Origin of the sequence: Nostoc sp., from assembly GCF_035638895.1 — a bacterium.
Taxonomy (GTDB): Bacteria; Cyanobacteriota; Cyanobacteriia; order Cyanobacteriales; family Nostocaceae; genus Nostoc.
Genome location: NZ_DASQZC010000296.1, coordinates 1 through 22,660 on the forward strand (window position 1 = coordinate 1; position 22,660 = coordinate 22,660).

A 22,660-nucleotide genomic window follows, 5' to 3' on the forward strand; every position below is an offset into this window, starting at 1 on the left:
GACTTTATTAAATATCTCTCAAATCTTGCTTGTCACTGTAAGCCTTAGCTGGTAGGCATTTACTCTATTTTATTCTTCACTATTTACTTGACTTTCGGCTGATTTTTCTTTTGTTTACCGATTACTGAATCGGTGTTCTAGCCTGTCGTGCGGTGGATGCCCAAGCCTGCATTCGCCCAACTGCCGCAGCATCCTGGATGGCAAGTGGGGTAATCGTTTGACGAATTGCTTCGAGGTCAGCAAGCGTTACCTGCTGCGGTCTATCCTCATCGAATGCCAGCAGAGCAGCTTCCGAAGCAAGGGTTTCCAGTTCTGCTCCTGAAAACTTCGCGGTGGAAGCAGCGATCGCTTCGAGATATTCGGATTCCAGGTGAATGCCAAAGCGTTGTAGATGAATGCTTAGGATCTGTACCCGCTCCGGTTCTGTCGGCAGATCGACGAAGAAATTTTCATCAAATCGCCCTTTCCTCTTTAGCTCAGACGGTAATGCTGAAGGATCATTGCAGGTAGCAACAACGAACACACCACACTGAGATTCGGACATAAACGTGAGAATATTGCCCAGAATCCTCTGTGAAACTCCACTCGTGTCACCAGTCCCCGAAAGTGCTTTTTCTATCTCGTCCACCCATAAAATGCAGGGTGCGATCGCCTCGGCAGTTTTCAAGGCACGACGCACATTACCTTCGGATTCACCTACCAAACTGCCCAAGAGGGAAGCAATGTCTAGTTGCAGAAGTGGTAGATTGAGTATGTTAGCGATGTTCTTGGCTAGCAAAGTTTTTCCAACTCCGGGAGGCCCCGCCAACAATACGCCTTTGGGTTGCGGCAGATGCAGCTTACGCGCCTCTTGAGTGAACAGTCGCCGCCGCCTCATCAGCCATTCGCGCAGTAAATCGAGTCCGCCAAAGGGGATAGTTGCAGGTTTGCCTAACTCAATTCCCATCTGAGCCAACAGCCGGGTTTTGTACTCGACTATCAGAGGTGTGACTGTGGCATCAATCAAAATACCATTCCGGCTCAGACGCTCTTTGACTGTTAACCGCAGAAAATCACTGATTTCTTCTAAGGTTAATCCCAGTGCTGCACGAGAAAGAGTTTCAAATTCAGCATGTTCTAAGGAAATAGTGAAAGTCAATTCTTGCTCAATAGCTGACTGTTGTAAGTCGTGTAAATAAGAATTGATGTGTTCAAGTATTTGGTCAATACTAGGTAACGGCACTTCACAGTAAGGGATCAATCTGACTAGGGATTCGTGTAATTGTATGTTCTGACCTAACAGAACAATGCGTTTATCTGTGGGTTTTAACCTGTGGTAAAGATTTTTTACCTTGCTTAAAATCTCCCATGATAATTGGGGTGAGTTCTTAGCAATGAAGGGGTGAATATCTCCGAGGATAAATACACCATTCCCACTAAAATTAGCAATGTAGTCGAATACGAATAGTAGTGGATCAGCCTGTGGTGGTTTCTTATACTCTGCGACTGGCTTAAATACCAATCCCCCATCTGCTGCAATTAAGCATTGCTCCAGGGTGGACACTCCCAGATTCCAGAAGAAGACAGGACTGTTTAGTTTGTTGTTGGCTTCAGTAGTCAGCCATTGTATGATAGTTGCCTCATCGAGCGAAAGCACATCAACCGCAGCAATGGGGATTTGTGAATCAAGCGTGGAGAGAAAATTTGAGAGTTTCATGGCGGATTTCAGATAACTTCAATTAGTTTTGGCGAAGCCATTGTGACAAAATCAGTAGTCAGTTATCGCTTAAAACTGACTACTGACTGGCTAATTACTGGCGCTGGTATTGTTGATGATTTGCTGTTATACGTTGTGCTTGAGCTTCCGGCTTAAATTCACGTTCGCCCTGTACAACCCCCAACGCCTCTTCAAATGGCTGGGTTGCTGACAAACAAGTTAATCCCTCAAAACCTTCCGCTTCCACTCGAACTTCACCTGTAGCCGAGTCGAAATGAATTAAAACTGAACGTTCCATAATTTATCTCCGTGCAAATTGTTTAACTTCCTGATGTCCGGCAAAAGTCAGTCGTAAAGTTTGCACAGTGCCACTGGTAGATTCTGCGATCGCACATTCTCCAAACTGCTCTTGTAATTCGGCGGCTTTGGCACGAATCAAATGCTTACCATAAGCCAGCATTAGTTTATTGCTGAAAAAGTCTTTGCCCAGCTTCGGAACTGTTTCATAGCTGTCGTGTATTACGTCGTACACGCCGCTTGCCTGATTCCATTTGAACCCGATGTCTGCACGGGCTTTAATGGTACGACCAGATACAATGATTTCAGCACTTTGTCCTTGAGATGACCCGTAGTATCCTTTTAATGACTGTGCTTTTTCATGAACTTGCGGTGATAGATTTAGATCCGTGAGGGCTTGTACTAAACATTCGCGGTTAGTAAGTTTGGTTTTAACGGTTGAGAAGTGTGACACAAGTTATCTCCAAGCTTTAAAAATTGGTTTGAGAAATAGTAAAAGTGCGATATTCTTTTGGAGGTGAACACCCCAGAGGTGAACACCACATTTCCAATTCATTAGTTAGTCTTGAGCGATGTAACTCCGCCCAAGACTGTTTTTTACCTGAACTTAAACGACATCACAGTAGCTTTCGACAAGCCCACATCACCAGTTGCAAGCTGTTGCAAATTGCGCTGTTCATCTAGTAGCTTGGTGCGAATTTCTTGCATCTTTTGCTGCAACTGATTGCGCCCCTCACTACCAAGATTCTTTGACTCAATCGCCGGATCATTAACAATCGAGTCAATGTGCGCCATCATCGCCTCTAAGCTGCTGCCAGCCTCTGAGTCAGCATTTGCTAGTAAAACCTGAACCTTCATCAGATGGCGTTCCATCTTTTTCTTAAACTGGACTGGTTTACGCCCTGGCTCCCAGTCGGCTAGTTCAGAGAGCAACTGTGCGGCAAGTTGTTCACCACCAGCTAGAGCCGATTCCCGTAGCCTTTGCTCCAGATTTTGGTCATACTGTTGTATGAACTGGGTAATCTGGTCTAGACATTCGGCTTGCTGCTGATTGAGTTGTTCAGAGAGGGCAGGAATAATCACCGGACGACCAATAACAACTTGCAAATAGTCTTCAAGGTCGGTCAGAATCGGAAATGCTTTTAGCAAATTGGCTTTGACATCTGCTTGCTTGTCGTGAGGTAGTTCCCAAGTATTAAGTGAGAGGAACTGATCAATCCGCTCTTGATAATCTTCGAGTCCCGCTTCGTAATCGACTTTTAATTGATTACGCAATCCAGGGGCAATATTATCTCTAATATTGATTAACTGATTCCAAACAAGTGGAGCCAAATCAATCGGACAGACCCAATCGCCAGTATCACTTGACATCCACTCTTGAACTGAAGCAATCTCTTGCCTCAATTGGGCAGCAGCTTCATCAAGCTTTTTGAATACCTTAATACCTCGCAGACCAACTTCAGAATTAGTCACTTTTACGAGGTCTGACTCAATTTCCGACACTTCAGCTTTTAGCACATCCGCCCATTTAGGAGCAGCAGACTTTGTACTTTTCTTTAACTGGATACGAAAGCGAATGCGGGTTTTATTGAGTTGGGAGAAATTGTGACGTTCGACTACTGCATCAGTTAGGAAATTTGCAGCAATAGGATTGTCGATTGCTTGTACCATTATTATTGACCTCAATCATTATTTTTCACTTTCAATTCAGCGAAGCTTTCTTTGTGAGTATTTCTCAATTTGTGAATACCTGTAGTAGCTCTATAGATTACTTTTGTAAAGCTTTCTTGTATCCGAATATGTCTTTTAATGACTGGCGGTTTGTGTATTGACATCGCTAAAATAGTTGAAGTTGCTGCGAATTGTCCTGTATCACAGGCTTTTTATAAACCATGCCTTCGACTTCATAACAGCGAGTCATAAGTTTATTTCGGTTTAGTGGAAAGCTGGCTTTTTTCCTTTGATTAGGCAGAGGTAAAAACAGATATTGTGGATGTTGTATACTACCTGTATCACCCAGATATCGACAAAGCGTACCGTTGATTTGGTAGACCTTTGATGAACTCAGCAGTGTCGCGTCGTACACTTTAATCAAATTTTCTTCCATCTGATTAGCATTGAAGTAGAGTGTGCGATAATCTTTTGTGGAATCGATTTTTCTCTACAGTTAACTTTAATCAGTTTGACTGTAGAGTTTTTCACGTATAATGTAATTTTCCGATTCTTTCAAAGATAGAAATGCTCGAAAATCTGGTTTAATTTTGACTTTGATTCATCTGGTAGTGCCTTAAAATCAAACTCCTCTGAGTCCCAAACTTCATCTAAACTTGTAGACTCATCAATGATGTTTGCAATCAAACTCACTTCATCGCTGTAATCCCAACCGTTAGCCAAAAGCCACGGCAAGACTCCCTCAGATTGCAATAGTTTTTCAACGTCGAACGAGTCGGAAAACTGCTGTAAGTTTTCGACACTGGGCTGAACAATTGTAGTAGTCATCTGTGATTAGTTGTGAATAGTTGAACAGCACACGTTGGCTGTAGACAAGGCTTGAGTAACTTATAACTACAGTCTCTCAAGCCCTGTTTACAACAAGTTAGAACGCCATCTCCGCCGCAGCTTTGGTTACAGCAATTGCCTGCTTGCTGACCTCGCGCCAGTTTGTCTCCTCGTTGTAGGATGCCATGACTAACTCCGACTCTACCCAAACGCGACAGAACAGAACATTCTCATCTGTCGTTCCCGGCTGCGGCTGTAGTGTGATGGGAGAATACAATTGTTCTGGAGTCAAAGTTGCGATCGCCGCAAGTATGCACTTTGAGAAATGCGTATCGTAGCCTGATTCTAAAATATATGTCCGATCTGCTTGAACAGTAATTAACAACTTGCAGGATTCTTTTTTGCGGCGTTCTGTATTCTCAAACCGTAGTTCTTTAAGATATCCAGTTAAAGCAGTTTTGGGGATATCACTCGGTTCACCATTTAGCTTGTACCACAGCCCTCCGTGCTGACGATTGCAGTAGATTTTGCAACTGCCAGCTTCCGAATGCAATCCCAATTTCGGCTTATTGATTGCTGCAACTAATTGCTTGAGTAGTTCCTCTTGGCGCATCAAAGCAGCAAGTAGTTCAGCATTTTCTTGAGGGGTCATTTGTTTGTACCAAAAGCATTTTCACTTTTGCATTGGCGTAGCCGTTTAATTGTGATATGTGAAGCGTAGAGCCAATAAAACAGCGCTCTTGATTTCACAAAAGCGCTTTTAACTAATAATTATTTGTAGTTATAGGTTATTCGTGCGAATCAAATCTTGCTAACAACTCTCCACGAGATAAACTAGACAATTCCAGTAAAAATCTTGCAAAGTCATCTGGTGCTAACTGCAACAAATTATCGACCACTCTCGCTAATTCTTCATCCACAGAACCAAACCTAAATCTCAACAAGTTTTCTACAATTTGGCGTTGTCCTTGCTCTACTCCCTCTTGTACCGCTTGCGCTCTTGCTTCTTGATAAGCTTCTGTTAAGTTCATGATCAACTCCTGGTCATATAAAGTTAAATCTGTCTGCGTCATCACACTGATACGCCACCTGTAAACTATGTCTAAAACATTTTGGCGTAGTCGGTTGGATGAAGGAAGCGCAATGAGTTCACTTACTGCTTGTTTTTGAATTGCTCCTCGTCCTAGAAGCCTCAACCATAGCGTCTCTGGAGTAACTGGTAGTTGGTTAATAGCTACTATTGCAAGTCTAAAAACATTAGGCAGAAAGTATATTCCAGTAGTCCAGTTTTCTAGCTCTAATTGTGCGCCAAAACTGTTGAGTAAATCTTGCGAAGCTGATGGTACTACAATCCAGAAACGCGGTAAATCATTATCATCTAAAGTTTTCCCTTCTACCGATGCCCGACAGTTCAAAGTTGAAAAGACACTTAAAAGTTTATGTAGGCAGCTTCGGACTTCTGTTTCACCAATTTGCTCATAATAAACTTCTATTGAACAATCACTTTGAGCAACTTTAGCAAGTAATCCAAGTGAGTGTCTTCCGGTTTGAATTGTCCCTTTCGGAAAAAACAGAACAATTCCCCGCCTTTCTGAATCGGTTATTACGCCGCTAACTTCTACGCTACCTAACGGTGAAAGCAAGCCTTCGAGATAATGCTCAACAAACAGACTATAAAATTTTTGGGTCATTCAAAGGACAAATTGCGAAGGATAGTTTATACCAATACCAAAATCGCTTTCGTTGACTTGGAAAGTATTAGTCTTAATCAATACTGTCCTAAAGCAGCTTGAAAAACTTGTTCAGCAGTTAAATTTAGCTCTCTTAAAGTAGGTGATTCAATCCGGTCATTTCCTCGAAATTGAGTAACTTGATATTCACCTTCGACTAAAGCATAAACTGATATTGTCGGTTGTTTAGGATTCCCAATAAACCGCTTTCCACCAAGAGCAGCATAGTCAACAATCCAATATTCTGGAATCCCAATTTCCTCGTACTCACCAAATTTTAGAAAATAATCATCACGCCAATTTGTACTTACAACTTCCACGGCTAATGGAATTGATTCTGCTTGAGTAACTGTTGATGCTCTTTTCCAGAGTGGTTCATTGACCAAGTTAGGAAGATTCAATACTAATACATCTGGAATATAACCAGATTTCTTGTCAACTGATTTGACTAATACTTGACCAGGAATAGTATAAGCTAGATTAAATCTGCGAATCTCAAAATTGAGTTCTCTAATCAAAAATGCTCTAACTAGCTCATGTTCTCCTGTTGGTTGCATTTCTACTATTACTCCTTTGTATAGTTCATATCTGCCATTTTCTGGTTTCCACTCTAGAAATTCTTCAAAAGTAACTGGTTCTGGTAAAGCTTGAAACATCGTATTATCTCTTCAAGTTTGAACTAATGCCGATGGAATGTTTGATCGCGCAAAAATTTTAGATTTGCTTCTATCTTTACATTTAAATAAAGGATCTCGTTCTCAAATTGGTAAGTGGACAGTTTTTCTAATTTCTCCTGTCCACTGTTCAGATTTCTTTAATTTTACGCTACCGCCAACTCTAAACTAACCTGTGGCACTTCACTAGTCACCGCAGCTTGAGCAAAGGATTTTACAGCTTCTCTGGCGCTCCAATACTTCATGCCATTGCTACGCTGCCAATAGTACGTCTTGGTGTCGTTTTCCCAGATTTCATCAGGGTTTCTGACCTTAAAGAGTATCCCCAAAAACTCACCATCCAGATATACATTGTGAGCCGTCTGGGTGTCAGTGCGTCCTACATAGGTCAGTCGGTAGCCATCTACTGGCTGGCATAAATCCACTGCACGAGTCCCGCGATACGAGCAGTTGCCGCAGCCGTGACCATCACAGTCAGGGCAGATGGCAGCAGGAGTATTCCATTTGAGTGGTGTGAAGTCCCATTGAGCCAGTGAGGAAAATAATCGAGGCTTTTGTGAGGTGTAGCAGCCAGCATAACCGATTACCTTGTCAGGATAGGGTTGGATACTCAGCGATAACCAGTCATAATCACCCAACAAGCTAATTTTGTCAGCAACTTGTTTTAATTCCTCATCTAGTTGCTGATTGCGCTTTACTGGAGCAAAAAGACTTGTTTTAATCTCTACTACTGCGCGTTTGAACTGTTCTTTGTGGTATCGAGCATAGCCGTGGATCATTTTTACCCAAACTGTAGTGCCATCTTCAGTAATCCAGATAGTCACTACATCTTTGGGCTGGCACTCTTTTGAGTAATCTGACTGATTGACGATGGTTGCAATGATTTGGCGATCGCTGTTCGTTAGCGGATCTTTTGTTGGCGTAGGGGCTAAACTTTGTGTAATCATTAGAAAATACCTCTAAATGGGTAAAAAGGCGATCGCAGACTTTCCACGGACGGCGATCGCCTTTTGTTTTGCGTGAACAACGTTGTGGTTTACCGCAACGCTCTCAAATGGCTTTGGCGTAGCCTCACATTTCTAAATTTCAGTTATTGTCTAGCAAGAATTCACAGCACAAGGCTCTAGAGAAGGTATTAAACTCAAGTCGCAAGTGACAAGTCGTAAGTCGTAATGTAAGTTTTGTAACGGGCATTTAGACCCCGCAAACACATACTTGCGGCTTGATAGAAGCCGGGGACTTAAAACAAGTCGCAAGTAACAAGTCGCAAGTCGCAAGTTTAAGAGCAATTTTGTGAATTTTTACTTGCGACTCGCTACTTGGTATTATTTTTACTTGCGACTTGCGACCTGCGACCTGCGACTTGGTTAATTTGTTCTTCACTTGCGATTTGCGACTTGCAACTTTGTTGAGCGGTTGCCCTGATTGCAGTATGAGTGGATTTATTGAGTGATCTTGAGTATCTCCCCCAGCCGACTTTACCTGGCGTACCTTGTGCTATACGACGGGGGGTTCTTGTTTCTCAAATCTATGTTTTGTGTTAATCAAATCTGGGTTTGGGGTTGAGCGCTTCTTTGTTTTTCAAAAGAGGCATCGCGCTCGTCTCCTCTCTTATGATTATTATATTACTACGCTCACCAGTGTCTGTCAAGCAGATTTTACTGGTGAGCGTAGTAGCTAATCCTCTTAGCTGTTGTAATCTATGTTCCAAATAAGCGAAGTGATATCCCCATTTAAAGCAGCACAAAGTTTCTCTAGAATTTCTGTACTAACAGTCATCTGAGTTGGTTTTTTTGGTTTGTTAATAAAAACGTGAGGAGTCTCTAGCTGCTGAATATAAGCCACAGAAACTCCCACAGCATCAGATAGCTTTTGTCTACTATATCCAGCTTTCTCTCTAAGCTCCCTGAGTTTTTGGGCATTTTCTTCATTCCACCTAAACGCAGCGATGGGTGTTACATCTACTGTGATATTCATTTTTACTTTAATTTTATTTTCACTGCGCTCGCCAATTGACATGATAATATTATTAATATACTGGTGTCAACCATAAGGCTACACCAAGCAAAGGTGAAAGCGATCGCTTGCCCATTAGCAATGCGATTATTTCAGCCTGCGTCAACTGGAGAAACACAACACCTGTTCAAAGACTCTTACGGTTAATTTTCTCAAGGCCAAGTGAAACTCACAAAGAATTCATTGCCGTAGAAATAAAATTGCTTGTACACGATTGCGGATCGGGGCAATACCTTTATTTGAGCGTCTTGATTCTGAAACGATTAAAGTTTTTAGCAACCAGTTTTCAGACTTGATTTGGTCATCGGGATCTCCCTGGTGGCTCCAGCGTTAGAAGTTTACTTGCCGCCACTCCGGGTTAGCTCCGGCTACTTTTCCCGGTGGCACTTCAGTTTTGGTTCGTTGAATTAGTTTGCGATCCCTTTTCGCAGTCGGCTTAAAGACTCACTATACTGAGTAAAATTTAAGTCGAATTTCTCTAGCTATTTTCTCATCTAGAACTTAAAATAGTCGTTAACACTGTTTGCGGGACTTTAGTGCGACTTCCGAACCTAGCATCTGAAGCTATCCTAGCTTGTCGTGTCGTCATTACGCGAACAGTACCCCCTTCAAAAAAGCCAATGTTACTATTTTGGAGATGTCTAAAGATCAATCAACTGCTGCCTTGACTGAAGAATGTTTAGAAACTGGCGCTCGTATTCCTTCTCTGCTTTAGTTTTATCAAGACATAGATTCGTCAGGTTCTAGATAGTTGCAGGAGGGGAAGTTCAATCTCAAATTCTGTCCACTTCCCTGGTATAGAATCACAAGAAAGCTTTCCGCCGTGCTTCTCCTTAATGATTTGGTAGCTGATGGCTAAACCTAAACCTGTCCCTTTCCCAACAGACTTAGTAGTGAAAAATGGGTTAAATAATTTGGACTGTATTTCCTGACTAATACCGAGTCCATTATCTTTAACCTTAATAACAATAGTGTTATTTTTAACAATTGTCGAAATCCAAATAGTGTTTGTTTTAGCTTTTATTTCCTCTAGTGTTAGCTGAGAATGGCGTTCTTCGAGTGCATCAATTGCATTGCTAAAAATATTCATAAACACCTGATTTAATTGACCTGCGTAGCACTCTACTAAGGGTAATTTTCCGTAATCTTTAATAACTTGAATTGCAGGAAATTCAGGTTTAGATTTAAGGCGATGGTTCAGAATAACGAGTGTACTATCGATACCTTCATGAAGATCAACCTTTTTTACTTCTGCCTCATCTAACCGTGAGAAGTTTCGCAATGACAATACAATCTCGCAAATCCGGTTGGTTCCCATTTCCATTGACTGGAGTACCTTAGTTAAATCCTGACCCAAAAAATCAAAATCAATTGCAACCAGTTCTGCTTCAATTTCTTGTGGTGGTGAGGGAAAATATTTTTGATACAACTGCACTAAACCTAACAAACCCTGGGTGTATTCCTCAACGTACCTGAGATTACCATGAATAAAGTTGACCGGGTTATTAATTTCATGAGCAACACCTGCTACCATCTGACCAAGAGCTGACATTTTTTCGCTTTGAAGCATTTGTGCTTGGGTACGCTGCAATTCACTCATGGCTGTTTTGAGTTCAACAGTTCGTTCTTCGACTCGCGCTTCTAGTTCGGCATTACTATTTTCTAAAGCAATAAAGGATTGGCGCAGTTGCCCTGCCATGTGGTTAAACGAATGGGCAAGGACGTTAAGTTCTTGAATATTGCCATCTGTAACTGTCTGGTCTAAGTCGCCAGATGCCATTGCCTGGCTTGCCTGCTTCAAACGCAGGACAGAATGTGAAATCCAGCGTTCGGTAAAAATACCACTTATGGTTGCCAATATCAGTGCCCCAAAACAAAGTAAAATAGTAATCTGGGTATTAGCATTGATTTGAGACATAAAGGCACTGTGCGGGATGCTGGTCATAACTAGCCAGTCCAAGCCATAAGCGTCGCGCCAAGGCGCAATATGCACAGAATAATCTTCTCCTTGAAAATTGACTTGCAGTTCTTGGGTACTAGTGATTGTCCGAAGATTAGGAATTCTTTGCTGAAGCTGTCGAGCAATCCCCTGCACAACTGGATTAGGACTATCTATTGCTTTAAGACGTTTAATTTCGTTCTTGTTGACAGTAAAAGGTTGCTCTGGACAAGAATTAGCAACCAACATCCCATCACGTTCTACAATAAATACTTGCCCAGAGCGACTGATATCTAATGTTCGCAAAAATTCGCTTAGTTTCAATAGATGAATATCAACCCCCACCACGGCAATCAGCTTTTTAGTGGCATCATAAACTGGGCTACCTGCCGATGCTGCAATATAGGGAGGATAGGCAGGATCGTAGTAGGTGTAGATCCTTGTCCAAATGGGTTTCCCAGCTTTGGCGGGTTCAGTGTAATTGGGTTCATTTAGGGTATCCCAGGTAGCGGTAGACAACAGTTGAGTACGATTGCCATCGTTGTCTGTCAAGTAAGTTTTAGAATTTTTCGGCAACCTAGGTGTTTTGATGGTGTTCTCGTCGATAGTAACTGTTTTGCCATCATAGCGACCGGCTCCACCTCCTTCTCCAGTTGGTAGATTGAAGCTGATGTAGGTCAGATCATAGGCTTGCATTTGGTACCAGAAGAATTTGCCAACAGTTTTGCGATCGCGCACATTCAGTAATCCCATGCGAATTGCATTAGCATTGGTCTGGATGACTTTATGCGGAATTGACAAGTAAGCATCTAAGTGATGATTTACTTCACTACTTGTTCGCTTCATCAACTGCTTTGACAGATCCTCAACAGCCTTCTCACCATTTTTAAACGATAAGTATCCCACTAGCCCCACTGCACCAAACACTTGCACTACAAAAGGAACAATGAGAACAAGCTGCAATGGCAATGCCCAGAATTTGCTGGATGGGGAACGGGTTTTCATAACCTGGAAACTAGAGTACATTTAGAAGGCTGTTGATACTGTTTAAAACTTATTAAAAGCAGTATAAATTGTTGCCTTAGTTAAGATAATTCCCTAAAAATATCCCGATCGAACATAAATTCACTCTATTTTTAGGCACCTAAAATAAAATGCCCCATCTGATAAAGGAGATAATACGGTTGGGTTAACAAAGTTACCTGTTGAGGCAAGCAGTTCTTGAGTAGTAAAGAAAAACAGGAGCAGAGAAATTGATGATTAACCAATTTCTCTGCCCCTGCCTCAATAATTTATCCGCACCCTATTGGAGAGGAGGCTCCAAAAAACCAGAGTCAATAAAGTACGAAAAGTAAGTATTCAGCAGTTTATCGTCTACAGGTGGACAAGTAATACTACTGCCTACTAAGCCAGTGAATGTATTAGAGCTATCAAATTGTAGAGATTTTGATTGAAAATAAATTTCAGGAATTGACTGTTGCTGTTCCGGAAGTTTTTCAAATAAGAAGGATAAGAAGGGCAATAAAGCATTTTCTGGCATAGTCGGGAGAAAAAAATCGACTTTAGAGAGCCAATCTTGAAAAGGAATTATCTCAATTGAATAGCCAAAATTCTGCATCCATTTGGCAAGCTGATACCATGATATAGATTGAGGATTAGAGATGTGAAATATTCTCTGATTAAATGATTTTTGTTTTGATAACTGGACGATCGCCTGGCTAATATAATCAACGGGAACAATATCTACAGGTATGTTCCAATCAGGTGCAAACCCCAGTTGAATACAGCCTTTAATCAGGCTGCGTAAAAAGCCGGGACGATTACAAATTCCTGTTTGGCTGTGTCCTTCTATCCAAGTGGGACGATAGATAGCTGTGGGAACTCCTCGCTCATGAGCCAGTGTAACTAATTTTTCTGCAACCCATTTGCTTTGGGTGTAACCGTAGAGGCCATGAGGGCGATCGGCTGACTGTTCTAAAATAACTCCTGTTTCAGGATAGGCAATTGGTGAAAAAACGCCAATAGTAGAGACAAAATGAACGGGTTTAATCTTTGTTTGACTTGCCAATCTCAAAATTTCTTGTGTACCTAAAACGTTCGCGGCTTTTAGCGCCGAGTATGGATACACAAAGTTAACTAATGCACCGTTGTGGTAAATAATATCGATAGTTTCTGCCAAATTTTGAAATTGTTCAGACGACAACCCCAGCAGTGGTAGAGATATATCGCCAATTACGGGAATAATTCTGGAGCTTCTATTTTGCTCCCAAAGCTTGTATTCTTCTAGGATACTCTTGATGCGATCGTTACCTTCTTGAACATCACTAGCCCTGACCAAGCAATAAACCTTTGCCTGGGTTTGCTCAAGTAATTCGTGAAGCAAGAAAGCACCCAAAAAGCCTGTTGCACCAGTTAATAAAACGTTGGTTGGTTCAAAAGTGAAATCAAGTGATGCAGTTTTAGAGTTAATTGTTGGATCTAAAATAGCATCAGCTTCCAGATCGAGGGCAGGATGAATGCTTGATGCTGCATAATCTCCAGCTTTGATTGCTGCAATGATTTTAGCTAATTCTGCAATGCTAGGAGCTATGAAAATATTTTGTAGGGACAACTCTATCTGCAATGTTTTTTGTATCTGGAAAAGCATTCGAGCTAATAGTAGAGAGTGTCCCCCTAACTCAAAGAAGTTGTCATGAATTCCAATTTGTTGGAGTCCCAAAATTTGAGTTGCGATCTGAGCTAATTGCTGTTCAATCTCGTTACGAGGTGCGACAAAACTTTCCTGTAGTTCAGGTCTAACTCGGTTTGGTGCCGGTAGTGCGCGGCGATCAACCTTGCCGTTTGGTGTCAGTGGTAGGGAGTCCATGACGACAAAGACAGCAGGAATCATATAATCAGGTAGTTTCTCTTTCAGAAAAGCACGCAGTTGCGGTACCAGATTTAATGAATTGTCTGCTTGTTTACTTTTAAGGGGATTATTAGCGTAGGCACTCCAAGGTTTGATGGGAGCGGTTTTGTCACAAAAGAAATCAATTATGCTCTTGTCATCTGTTGTGGGCGCAGTACAATTTCGTTGAAATACTACATCATAGCACTCTTGTGCATCTGAAGCTGACCAGTCGATGTGGATAGTGTAAGGTAAACAATAGCCCAAATTCCAAAGTGCTTCAGGATCAATCCCTATTTGTTGTGTATTTTCCTGTAATTTTGCCCGCAGTTCACCGACTGTTTGAAAATCATTGGAGTTCGCCAACAATTTAGTAGCTTCAACATCTGCTATAATTCGCGGATTCTGAATACCAGCTAAACTCAGACATTCTGGTTCTGTTTCTTCTAGAAGTTTATAGATTCTAGACAACGTTAAATCCGGCTGCCAATCTAGCCAAGTCGGTTTTACAGTCAGATTCTCCTTAGTACCGATATGAAGGATGACATCATAACGAAAGCAAGTCATTTCATTGTGATAATTACCACGCTTAAGCTGAATTTGCACATGGCTAATCTGAGATAGATGTTGCTTGAGGGCATTAAAAAAGGCTGGATCGATAATTAATTCTCCATCGTGAGCTATACGTTCTTGAATGCGCTGTCGTAGTTCCTCTATGGGCAAAGTGTTGGCAGCCTGATATAACTGCACGGATGTATGAAAAGCTTCTAGCAACGGCAAGCTGCGTACATCTCCAATGAAGATGTATCCGCCCTGTTTGACTGACTTAACTGCTTTTTCTAAGACACTCACTAAGTAGTCAATACTAGGAAAATACTGAATTACAGAGTTAATCACGATTACGTCAAAGCTTTCAGGTTCTAATTCATCAAGTGCATCTGCGGCTTTGGTGGCAAGCTTTACCTGGGATAAATTTTGCTGCTTTAATTGTTGCTCTAAGTAACAGATGGCTGTTTTTGAGAGATCCATCCCAAAGTAATAGGAGCAGTGGGGAGCAATTCTAAACAGTAACAGCCCCATTCCACAACCAATTTCTAAGACATGCTGCGGTTGTAAAGATAAAATTCGCTCAACTGTTCGATCTACCCACTCTTGCATCTCTTGAGATGCGATCGCTAATCCTGTGTAGCTGCTATTCCAGCTGATAATATTGAATTTTGGATCGGACTTGAAATTTTGCTCTATTGCAGACTGGTTATATGATTCATTCCAGATTGTTTGCCACTGTTGTAGTTGTTCAATTTGGGATGTAGTCGAGGCATCCTCTGCTGATTTTTCTGGTTTAGGAACAAGGTAGGCAACCAATCGCTCATCATTGGCAACAACTACTGTTTCCCTCACAGCAGGATGTTGGCTGAGTGCAGTTTCAATATCTCCTAATTCGATCCGAAAACCACGAATTTTCACTTGGTGATCAATTCTATCCAAGTATTCGATGTTACCATCTGGAAGATAGCGAGCTAAATCACCAGTTTTATACAGACAATCTTGTTGCCCATTACCAAAAGGGTTATGAATAAATCTCTCTTGAGTCAATTCAGGTCGATTCAGGTATCCCTGAGCTAAACCCACACCACCAATATATAATTCCCCTGCTATACCAACAGATACAAGTTGCAAAGACTGTTGGTGATTTTTATGAGATTTACACAAATAAATTTGCGTATTGGCAATGGGACGACCAATAGGTACTGAACTATTTCCTGATTCTAATTTGTAAATTGTAGACCATACGGTAGTCTCTGTTGGCCCGTAGACATTCCAAACAGAGGAACACTTATTGAGCAGTTCATCTGCTAGTGTTCTCGATAAAGCTTCCCCGCCACAAAGAATTTTCAAATGTGGATTACCTTGCCAACCTACTGCTAATAGCATTCGCCAAGTCGCTGGGGTAGCTTGCATAAAAGTTGCACCCGATCGCTCAATATACTCAGCTAGTTGTAAAGCATCAGAGGCGACTTTGCGGCTAGCTAGGGCAATACGCGCACCGACAATCAGCGGTAAGTAAAGCTCTATGGTTGCAATATCAAAAGAGATGGTAGTCACAGCCAAGAGGATATCTTGCTCACTCAGTCCTGGTTCCTGAGCGATGAAACATACAACATTTACTAGCGAACAATGTTTAATTTGCACTCCTTTGGGCTTACCTGTGGAACCTGATGTATAAATTGTATAAACTAAATTTTCAGGTTTTACTCCACTATTTGGATTCTGCTGGCTTTGCTTGGTAATGACATACCAATCAGAGTCTATGCAAACTACCTGTGCATTATGTTTGGGCAGCTTGTCGCTCAAATTTTGCTGCGTCAACAGTACTGGTGCTTGTGAATCGTTGAGCATAAATGCTAAACGTTCTTGCGGATAAGCTGGGTCTAATGGCACATAAGCTCCACCCGCTTTGAGAATTCCTAACACCCCGATAAGCATCTGAAGCGATCGCTCAATGCAAATACCGACAATAACATCCGGTTTTACACCAAGGGTTTGCAAATAATTTGCTACTTGATTTGCTTGCTGATTTAATTCTCGGTAAGTTAGTTGCTGTCCGGCAAATTCAATCGCGATCGCATTCGGTGTTCTTAATACTTGCGCTTCAAACAATTGGTGAATACATACTTGAGGAAAATCTTTTTGAGTCTGATTCCATGTATGCAGTTGTTGTTGCTCGGTTTTTGTGAGCAAGGAGTATCTATCGACTTTCTCATCTGGATTAGCAACGATGTCCTCCAGTAGTTTTTGGAAATGTTCAGTCATGCGAGCGATCGTACTAGCTGCAAACAAGCCGGTACTATACTCGAAGTAACCTACTAGGCCAGTCGGTGTTTCAGCCAATTCCAAAAACAAATCAAATTTGACAGTTTTATTATCAAGGGGCAGATGAGTTAACGACAAACCCGGCACTTCCCAAGTAGATGTCGGTGTATTTTGCAAGTTAAATACAACTTGAACAAGTGGATTTTGATTGAGATCGCGATCGGGTTGTAATGCCTGCACCAGTTCCTCAAATGGTAAGTACTGATAAGTATAAGCTCCTAAAGTCATGTCTCGGACTCGTTGTAAAAACTGCCGAAAACTAGGCAAACCTGACAAGTCTGCTCGGAGTACGAGGGTGTTGGCAAAGAATCCCAACATCTTTTCTAGTTCAGGGTCATGACGATTGGCAACGAGTGTTCCAATAGCAAAATCGTCTTGTCCAGTGTAATGAAAAAGTAATGTTTGGAAGGCGGCCAGCAGTGTCATAAAGAAGGTAACACCTTCTTGACGGCTCAATTGCTTCAGTTCTGTGCTTAAAGATGCGGATAAACTCAGGAAATGCCGTGCCCCCTGATAGCTTGACACTGATGGTCGAGGGAAGTCTGTTGGTAATGGCAAGATGGGTGGTAGACCATTTAACTGCTTTTGCCAATAGGCAAGCTGACGTTCTCGGATCTCACCTTGCAACCACTGTCGTTGCCAAACTGCAAAATCAGCATACTGAATTGTTAAATCCGACAGGGGAGAAGTTTGTTCTAGTGCAAAGGCAGTGTAGAGGATCGCCAGTTCCTGCAACAATACTTTCATTGACCAACCATCACAGACAATATGATGCAAGTTGATCAAAAGAAAATGCTCGGTTTCACTTAATTTAAAGAGTGCAGCACGCAGCATGAGATCCTTAGATAAATCAAAGGAACGTCTAGCCTCTTTGATAATTAATTCCCAGATTTGGCTTTGATTTGTAGGTGAATCTATGACAGTTAATTGAAAGGTTGAAGATGGATAGATCACCTGTATAGGTTGCCCATCTAAAGCTTTAAAGGTAGTACGTAAGATTTCATGACGGTTGATTATTTCTTGGAAACTTTGTTCTAAAGCTCCAACTTTTACCAAACCATTTAGCTGAAAGGCTTCTGGTACGTTATAGAAGGGATTGTTCGGTACTAACTGATCCAAAAACCATAATGGTTCCTGTACGGATGCTAAAGGTAAGTTAGCGTCGCGTTTTACTCGTTGGATTGGGAGAAGCTTTATAGTTTGTATTTGTTGCCTATCTGTTTCTATTAGCTTTGCAAGTTCAGCTATTGTGGCTGATTCAAATAGACAATGTAAAGGTAACTCAATTTGCAAAACATTGCGGATACGGGAAATTACTTGCGTAGCCAGCAGTGAATGTCCGCCTAAATCCAAAAAATGGTCATAAATTCCCACTTGCGTTAAGCCAAGAATTTCACTCCAAATATTTGCTAACGCTATCTCTGTAAGAGTTTCAGGCGCAACAAAATTCTCTTGGTTATTTCCATAGATTGGCACAGGTAGAGCTTGACGGTCAACTTTACCACTAGGAGTTAATGGTAGTTTATCTAGTAACACGATCGCACTCGGTACCATATACTCTGGTAGTTGCGATCGCAAAAATTCTCGCAGTTCACTTACAGAAATAGCAGGCGTATCTGCAACTATATATGCAACTAAACGCTGTTCACCAGGTATATCATTTCGGGGAACTACTACTGCCTGCCGTACTAGAGAATGCTGTTCAAGTACAGTTTCAATTTCTCCTGGCTCGATACGGTAGCCGCGAATCTTAACTTGCTGATCTATACGTCCTAAATACTCAATGTTGCCATCAGCAAGATATCTGGCTAAATCACCTGTTTTATACAAGCGATCGCACTTGTTAAAAGGACTGACAACAAATCTTTGTGCTGTCAATTCAGGAGAATTTAAATATCCTTTTGCTAGACTAACACCACCAACATATAACTCCCCAGCAACCCCAACAGGTACAGGTTGTAGGTCTGAATCTAATAAATATATTTGACTATTAGCAATTGGTTGGCCAATTGGTGGCAATGCCGGCCAATCTTGCGATGAACCAGTCAAGGTAAAGGCTGTGACTACATGAGTTTCAGACGGCCCATAGTGGTTGTACAAACTACATTGAGGTAAGCGACTAAATAAATGGGCGATCGCTGTTGTGATACGTAATTGTTCCCCAGCAGTAATCACCTCACGCAAACTAGTAGGAATGATGCTTTCCATCTGTGCCACTTCTGCTAATTGTTGCAGTGCCACAAACGGCAGAAACAGCCTCTCAATCCCTGCTTGGTTGACAAAGCGTAGCAAGCTTGCGGGGTCACGGCGCGTTTGTTCGGAAATTAGAACCAGTGTACCGCCTGTGGTGAGGGTAGCAAAGATTTCTTGGAAGGAGACATCAAAACTAATCGGAGTATATTGGAGTGTTTTGGCATTCAGACCGACTGTTGAATTTTGCCCCTGCCAAGTAATTAAGTTGACAAGGGGATGGTGAGGCATTGCCACACCCTTGGGTTTACCAGTTGAACCAGAGGTGTAGATGACATAAGCTAAGTTGTTGGGAGTAACTTCGCTTTGGGGGGCGGTTGTAGGATTTTGGGCAATTGCTTCCTCATCGCTATCTAAGCAAAAGCGATGTGTAGTTTGTATTGACAAATCTTTGCACAGATGGCTTTGAGTTAATAATATAGAAGTTTGGGCATTTTCGAGCATGAAACTGAGACGTTCTGCTGGATAGGTTGGATCAAGAGGAAGATAAGCACCACCTGCTTTTAAGATAGCTAGTACAGCAATAACTAATTCTAAAGAACGTTCTAAACACAATCCAACGATAATATCAGGTTGCACTCCTAATACTTGCAAATAATGAGCAAGTCGGTTAGCACGCTGATTTAGCTCTTGATAAGAAAGACACTTACCTTCAAATTCTATTGCAATACTAGTGGGTGAACACAGTACTTGAGCTTCAAATAAATGATGAATTAATAACGTTTGACAAGGGTTAGAATTATGGAATTTTTGGGGGGGATTTACTTGGAATTCTGTAGAATTTTTAATTATCATGTTTGTGTTTTATCAATCTGTGACTTGAAGAAGATTTTGGACAATTCGTCCAACTTTACCTTCCAAAAATGGATGTCTAAGTTTACCTTCCAACAACGTCCATAATATAGCAGAATGGAAAACTAAACTGCTCAAATTCTATGCCTGTATGCAAGATAAAGGTTTTGGTAATAGCTATGACTATTAGGCAAACGATCAGGGCGGCCGCATCATGTCAACAAGCAAAGCCTATTCTCAATAGAACTAAAATTAATGTTATTAACTCTTGCTTATTGCGAAAATTTTAGGCGTTGGCGTAGCCCACCGCAGGCATCGCTTTGGGGCTTAAAAAATAATCAAGCGGTTCAATTTGCATTTGGTGTTTCTTCGGTTGGCAAAGAGCGAATCAACTCTCGAATCACATCCGTTGCTGGTCGTCCTGTTATTGAGCAGTATTTTTCTAATCTTTCTGCTTCCTTTGATGCCAGATTAATTGTAAGTCTTTTAGTCGCCCATTTCTTATTCACTGGTTTAATGAACTCAAATTGAAACTACTTCTCTAATATCAATCATTCAAACTGTTATCACAATGATAAAAGTAATGATATTAGCCTCAAGAAGCTGTAAAGGAAACACTAATAACTGTAAAGCCGTAGTGAAGAGTTTAAATTCAGTTTAAGTTATGAAGCTTAAGTAATTTCAAGGCAACAATTGTGAATAGAACATAAGCTAAAAGTTTTTCTGTAATCAAGCATTAGACCTATCCTTAATATAAACATTATGAGATAATTAAATAATTGAATATAAATTAAAGTGCATCTACTATGACAACGCCTTTAGAAAGAATAGAGTCACATCCTCATGAATCAAAAAGATTAATAGGTATTGAATATGAACATTTTTTGGCATTAGTAAAGTTAGCAGAAAAAAGACATTTAGAGAAACAGGCGTTTATTGAAAAAAATAAAATTCGGATTGTGGCTAAAGGTGGTGGAAGGAAACCAGATATGTCAGTCAAACAAGGAATATGTTTGTGCCTAATCTATCTGAGACAAAAACCTATATTTGAAATACTCGGTTTATTATTTGATGTTTCTAAAACTAAGGCAAATGATATATTTAATTATTGGATAGAAATATTAAGAGAAATCCTCCCAGCATCTCAAATAGAAGAAGTAAGTGAATCCGAAGAAAAATATCAAAAACTACGCCAATCATTATTAGAATACGAATTAATTGTAGATAGCGCAGAACAGCCTATAGAAAGACCTGTGGACTATCAAGAACAGAAAAAATACTACTCAGGTAAGAAAAAAATGCATACTCTGAAAAATCAATTTATTGTTTTACCAAATGGAGAAGATATCGTTGATGTAATAGTTGGAAAACTAGGTAAAACAAGTGACATTAATTTATTTAGAGCCAGTCGCGATAAATTTGACCCTAAACAAAAATTTTTAGGAGATAAAGCTTATAAGGGGGATGATGCAATAGCAACGCCTCATAAAAAGACTAAAAAAACTGAAATTCCTGAGCTACAAAAACAAGAAAATAAAGAATTATCTTCCAGAAGAATAGGTGTTGAACATCTCATAGGTCGGATCAAAATATTTAAAATTGCTAGTGACAGATTCCACCTTGCACATAATAAATATAATCGGGTAATTATGAGCGTTTGCGGATTAGTTAGATTACGGATGAATCAGGTGTTTTTATTAGGTCTTAATAGTTAAAGAGAGCTATTTAGAATTAAATATATTTAATTCTATTTCGGATAAAAATTTTGAGAAAAATGTGACTATTAGCCTTGAAAACCTGATTCTATCGTCAGACTGTTATCCGCGATCGCCAGCCCCAAATAATAACTAAAACCTATTCCTAGCATACGTTTGTTAATTTGCGGATATGTCTATTCAGTGGAAATACATGGTAAATAGCAGCTTACCGATTGCATTGCTAGTAGAGGCAATTTTGAACCAACCTGAGTTAAGTTCGGGAGAATAATACTTTGGTTAAGCCAAGCGCAATCGCTTAATACCAATTCTGTATGAAGATGCGCCAAATTTATATGAGGAACGAACCGCAAAGGGCGCAAAGGACACAAAGAAGAAAGAAAATTTGGCGCAGCCTCACAAAGAAATGGTATAACTACCTGCTGTAGGCGATTGCCATCCTTTTATGTAAATTAAAGGTGCAGCAGCTTATCTTTTAGTACCTCTAGTCTTCCAGCTAAAGCAGTGATTCATATTTAAATTGGGCAACCTCAAAGTTAGCATCGTCAAAGTAGTACTGCCCCTGAGCTTGAAATATGCGCTTAAAAAGTTCTGGAATGCTATTAGCAATAATTACAGGATCTGAAAGCTGATTGCTCTCTAAAATCGGCTGTCCCAAAAGTATGCAACATTCGCGCTTGTAAGTATTAAAGAAGTAAGCAATACAACGACCATCTTCAAGATCCATCAGATGAGTTGCATAACAGGTAAAAGATTTTGGTTGAGAAATTTCGTAAATTTTATGAAACCTATATTGAGGAATTTGCCAAAAATGACTACTATTAGGGTAAAGTATCGCACCATCGAATCGCTCTAGCATTTCGATATGTTCTTTGCCAACTCGCTCACCATAGCTGCGAAAGTCAGACCAGTTAATCGGCGGTTGTGTCAGGTGCTGCTGTTGAACTTCGTCGAGTAACTGTGCAAAATCATTGTTACATTCGCGCACTGCCCAACCAATTTCAGGTTGTAAAGTTTGCGATTGAGAATCTTGACGAACGCCAATGAAACCAGCGAGTAGTTCTAAAGAATATTTTTTCTCACCTGCCATTTGAAGACGAAATGGAGCTTGAGAGATTCCTAAAGGCAAGCTATCAGCACGAATACCGCAAGTTTCGTGGCTGAATGTTTGTTCGGAGGATGATGACCCATTAGGCAAGGAGCAGCGATCTATTTCCAAAACGGGATTTCTGAGTGAGGGAGCTTTAGTTACTGAATGTTTAATATAAGGAAACAAATCACTCAACCAGCC

General features: G+C 40.9%; 17 protein-coding genes. 2 read left to right on the forward strand and 15 right to left on the reverse strand.

Going from position 1 to position 22,660, the window contains the following annotated elements; genetic code table 11:
• Positions 1-121 precede the first annotated feature (121 nt).
• From VE944_RS14390 to VE944_RS14440, 11 genes are all read right to left on the reverse strand, one after another.
• Positions 122-1,696 carry an AAA family ATPase gene (locus VE944_RS14390; protein ID WP_324978089.1) on the reverse strand — a complete coding sequence of 525 codons (1,575 nt, stop codon included), beginning with the start codon at positions 1,694-1,696 and terminating at the stop codon, positions 122-124.
• A 94-nt stretch (positions 1,697-1,790) separates the two neighbouring features.
• On the reverse strand, positions 1,791-1,994 hold the full coding sequence (locus VE944_RS14395) for a DUF2997 domain-containing protein (protein WP_324978091.1): 204 nt from the start codon (positions 1,992-1,994) through the stop codon (positions 1,791-1,793).
• Positions 1,995-1,997: 3 nt separating this feature from the next.
• Positions 1,998-2,447: a DUF1257 domain-containing protein gene (locus tag VE944_RS14400; protein ID WP_324978093.1), complete on the reverse strand. Its 450-nt coding sequence runs from the start codon at positions 2,445-2,447 to the stop codon at positions 1,998-2,000.
• A 143-nt stretch (positions 2,448-2,590) separates the two neighbouring features.
• Positions 2,591-3,664 (reverse strand): hypothetical protein, encoded by a 1,074-nt coding sequence (locus VE944_RS14405; protein ID WP_324978095.1) that lies wholly within the window; start codon positions 3,662-3,664, stop codon positions 2,591-2,593.
• 166 nt (positions 3,665-3,830) lie between these two features.
• Positions 3,831-4,100, reverse strand: a complete 270-nt coding sequence (locus VE944_RS14410) for a hypothetical protein (RefSeq protein ID WP_324978097.1) — start codon at positions 4,098-4,100, stop codon at positions 3,831-3,833.
• Positions 4,101-4,219: 119 nt separating this feature from the next.
• Entirely contained in the window at positions 4,220-4,492 is a 273-nt protein-coding gene (locus VE944_RS14415) for a hypothetical protein (RefSeq protein WP_324978099.1), read from the reverse strand.
• A 97-nt stretch (positions 4,493-4,589) separates the two neighbouring features.
• On the reverse strand, positions 4,590-5,144 hold the full coding sequence (locus VE944_RS14420) for a hypothetical protein (RefSeq protein ID WP_324978101.1): 555 nt from the start codon (positions 5,142-5,144) through the stop codon (positions 4,590-4,592).
• Between the two features lie 136 nt (positions 5,145-5,280).
• Positions 5,281-6,183: a hypothetical protein gene (locus tag VE944_RS14425; RefSeq protein WP_324978103.1), complete on the reverse strand. Its 903-nt coding sequence runs from the start codon at positions 6,181-6,183 to the stop codon at positions 5,281-5,283.
• Positions 6,184-6,260: 77 nt separating this feature from the next.
• Complete coding sequence (locus VE944_RS14430) at positions 6,261-6,878, reverse strand: Uma2 family endonuclease (protein ID WP_324978105.1); 618 nt, start codon at positions 6,876-6,878, stop codon at positions 6,261-6,263.
• A gap of 164 nt (positions 6,879-7,042) precedes the next feature.
• Complete coding sequence (locus tag VE944_RS14435) at positions 7,043-7,843, reverse strand: hypothetical protein (protein WP_324978107.1); 801 nt, start codon at positions 7,841-7,843, stop codon at positions 7,043-7,045.
• A gap of 739 nt (positions 7,844-8,582) precedes the next feature.
• Positions 8,583-8,873 (reverse strand): helix-turn-helix domain-containing protein, encoded by a 291-nt coding sequence (locus VE944_RS14440; protein WP_324978109.1) that lies wholly within the window; start codon positions 8,871-8,873, stop codon positions 8,583-8,585.
• A 63-nt stretch (positions 8,874-8,936) separates the two neighbouring features.
• Here VE944_RS14440 and VE944_RS14445 point away from each other — a divergent pair, with 63 nt between their 5' ends.
• Positions 8,937-9,059: a hypothetical protein gene (locus VE944_RS14445; protein WP_258169775.1), complete on the forward strand. Its 123-nt coding sequence runs from the start codon at positions 8,937-8,939 to the stop codon at positions 9,057-9,059.
• A 589-nt stretch (positions 9,060-9,648) separates the two neighbouring features.
• On the opposite strand, the gene VE944_RS14450 is transcribed toward VE944_RS14445, so the two are convergent.
• From VE944_RS14450 to VE944_RS14460, 3 genes are all read right to left on the reverse strand, one after another.
• Positions 9,649-11,856 (reverse strand): ATP-binding protein, encoded by a 2,208-nt coding sequence (locus tag VE944_RS14450; protein WP_324978112.1) that lies wholly within the window; start codon positions 11,854-11,856, stop codon positions 9,649-9,651.
• Positions 11,857-12,154: 298 nt separating this feature from the next.
• The gene (locus tag VE944_RS14455) at positions 12,155-19,657 is read right to left on the reverse strand and encodes a non-ribosomal peptide synthetase (protein WP_324978114.1); all 7,503 of its coding nucleotides are present in this window, start codon (positions 19,655-19,657) and stop codon (positions 12,155-12,157) included.
• Positions 19,658-20,001: 344 nt separating this feature from the next.
• On the reverse strand, positions 20,002-20,172 hold the full coding sequence (locus VE944_RS14460; RefSeq protein WP_324978120.1) for a CopG family transcriptional regulator: 171 nt from the start codon (positions 20,170-20,172) through the stop codon (positions 20,002-20,004).
• Positions 20,173-20,460: 288 nt separating this feature from the next.
• On the opposite strand from VE944_RS14460, the gene VE944_RS14465 reads away from it, so the two are divergent.
• Positions 20,461-21,369 carry a transposase family protein gene (locus VE944_RS14465; protein ID WP_324978116.1) on the forward strand — a complete coding sequence of 303 codons (909 nt, stop codon included), beginning with the start codon at positions 20,461-20,463 and terminating at the stop codon, positions 21,367-21,369.
• Positions 21,370-21,865: 496 nt separating this feature from the next.
• Here VE944_RS14465 and VE944_RS14470 read toward each other — a convergent pair.
• On the reverse strand, positions 21,866-22,660 hold a 795-nt coding region (locus VE944_RS14470), incomplete at its 5' end, for a DUF4419 domain-containing protein (RefSeq protein ID WP_324978118.1).

Bases quoted from the DNA above. Each gene is read 5' to 3' on its own strand.
- VE944_RS14390 (WP_324978089.1), bottom strand. From the start codon at position 1,696: ATGAAACTCTCAAATTTTCTCTCCACGCTTGATTCACAAATCCCCATT.
- VE944_RS14395 (WP_324978091.1), bottom strand. From the start codon at position 1,994: ATGGAACGTTCAGTTTTAATTCATTTCGACTCGGCTACAGGTGAAGTT.
- VE944_RS14405 (WP_324978095.1), bottom strand. From the start codon at position 3,664: ATGGTACAAGCAATCGACAATCCTATTGCTGCAAATTTCCTAACTGAT.
- VE944_RS14410 (WP_324978097.1), bottom strand. From the start codon at position 4,100: ATGGAAGAAAATTTGATTAAAGTGTACGACGCGACACTGCTGAGTTCA.
- VE944_RS14415 (WP_324978099.1), bottom strand. From the start codon at position 4,492: ATGACTACTACAATTGTTCAGCCCAGTGTCGAAAACTTACAGCAGTTT.
- VE944_RS14420 (WP_324978101.1), bottom strand. From the start codon at position 5,144: ATGACCCCTCAAGAAAATGCTGAACTACTTGCTGCTTTGATGCGCCAA.
- VE944_RS14425 (WP_324978103.1), bottom strand. From the start codon at position 6,183: ATGACCCAAAAATTTTATAGTCTGTTTGTTGAGCATTATCTCGAAGGC.
- VE944_RS14430 (WP_324978105.1), bottom strand. From the start codon at position 6,878: ATGTTTCAAGCTTTACCAGAACCAGTTACTTTTGAAGAATTTCTAGAG.
- VE944_RS14435 (WP_324978107.1), bottom strand. From the start codon at position 7,843: ATGATTACACAAAGTTTAGCCCCTACGCCAACAAAAGATCCGCTAACG.
- VE944_RS14440 (WP_324978109.1), bottom strand. From the start codon at position 8,873: ATGAATATCACAGTAGATGTAACACCCATCGCTGCGTTTAGGTGGAAT.
- VE944_RS14450 (WP_324978112.1), bottom strand. From the start codon at position 11,856: ATGAAAACCCGTTCCCCATCCAGCAAATTCTGGGCATTGCCATTGCAG.
- VE944_RS14455 (WP_324978114.1), bottom strand. From the start codon at position 19,657: ATGATAATTAAAAATTCTACAGAATTCCAAGTAAATCCCCCCCAAAAA.
- VE944_RS14465 (WP_324978116.1), top strand. From the start codon at position 20,461: ATGACAACGCCTTTAGAAAGAATAGAGTCACATCCTCATGAATCAAAA.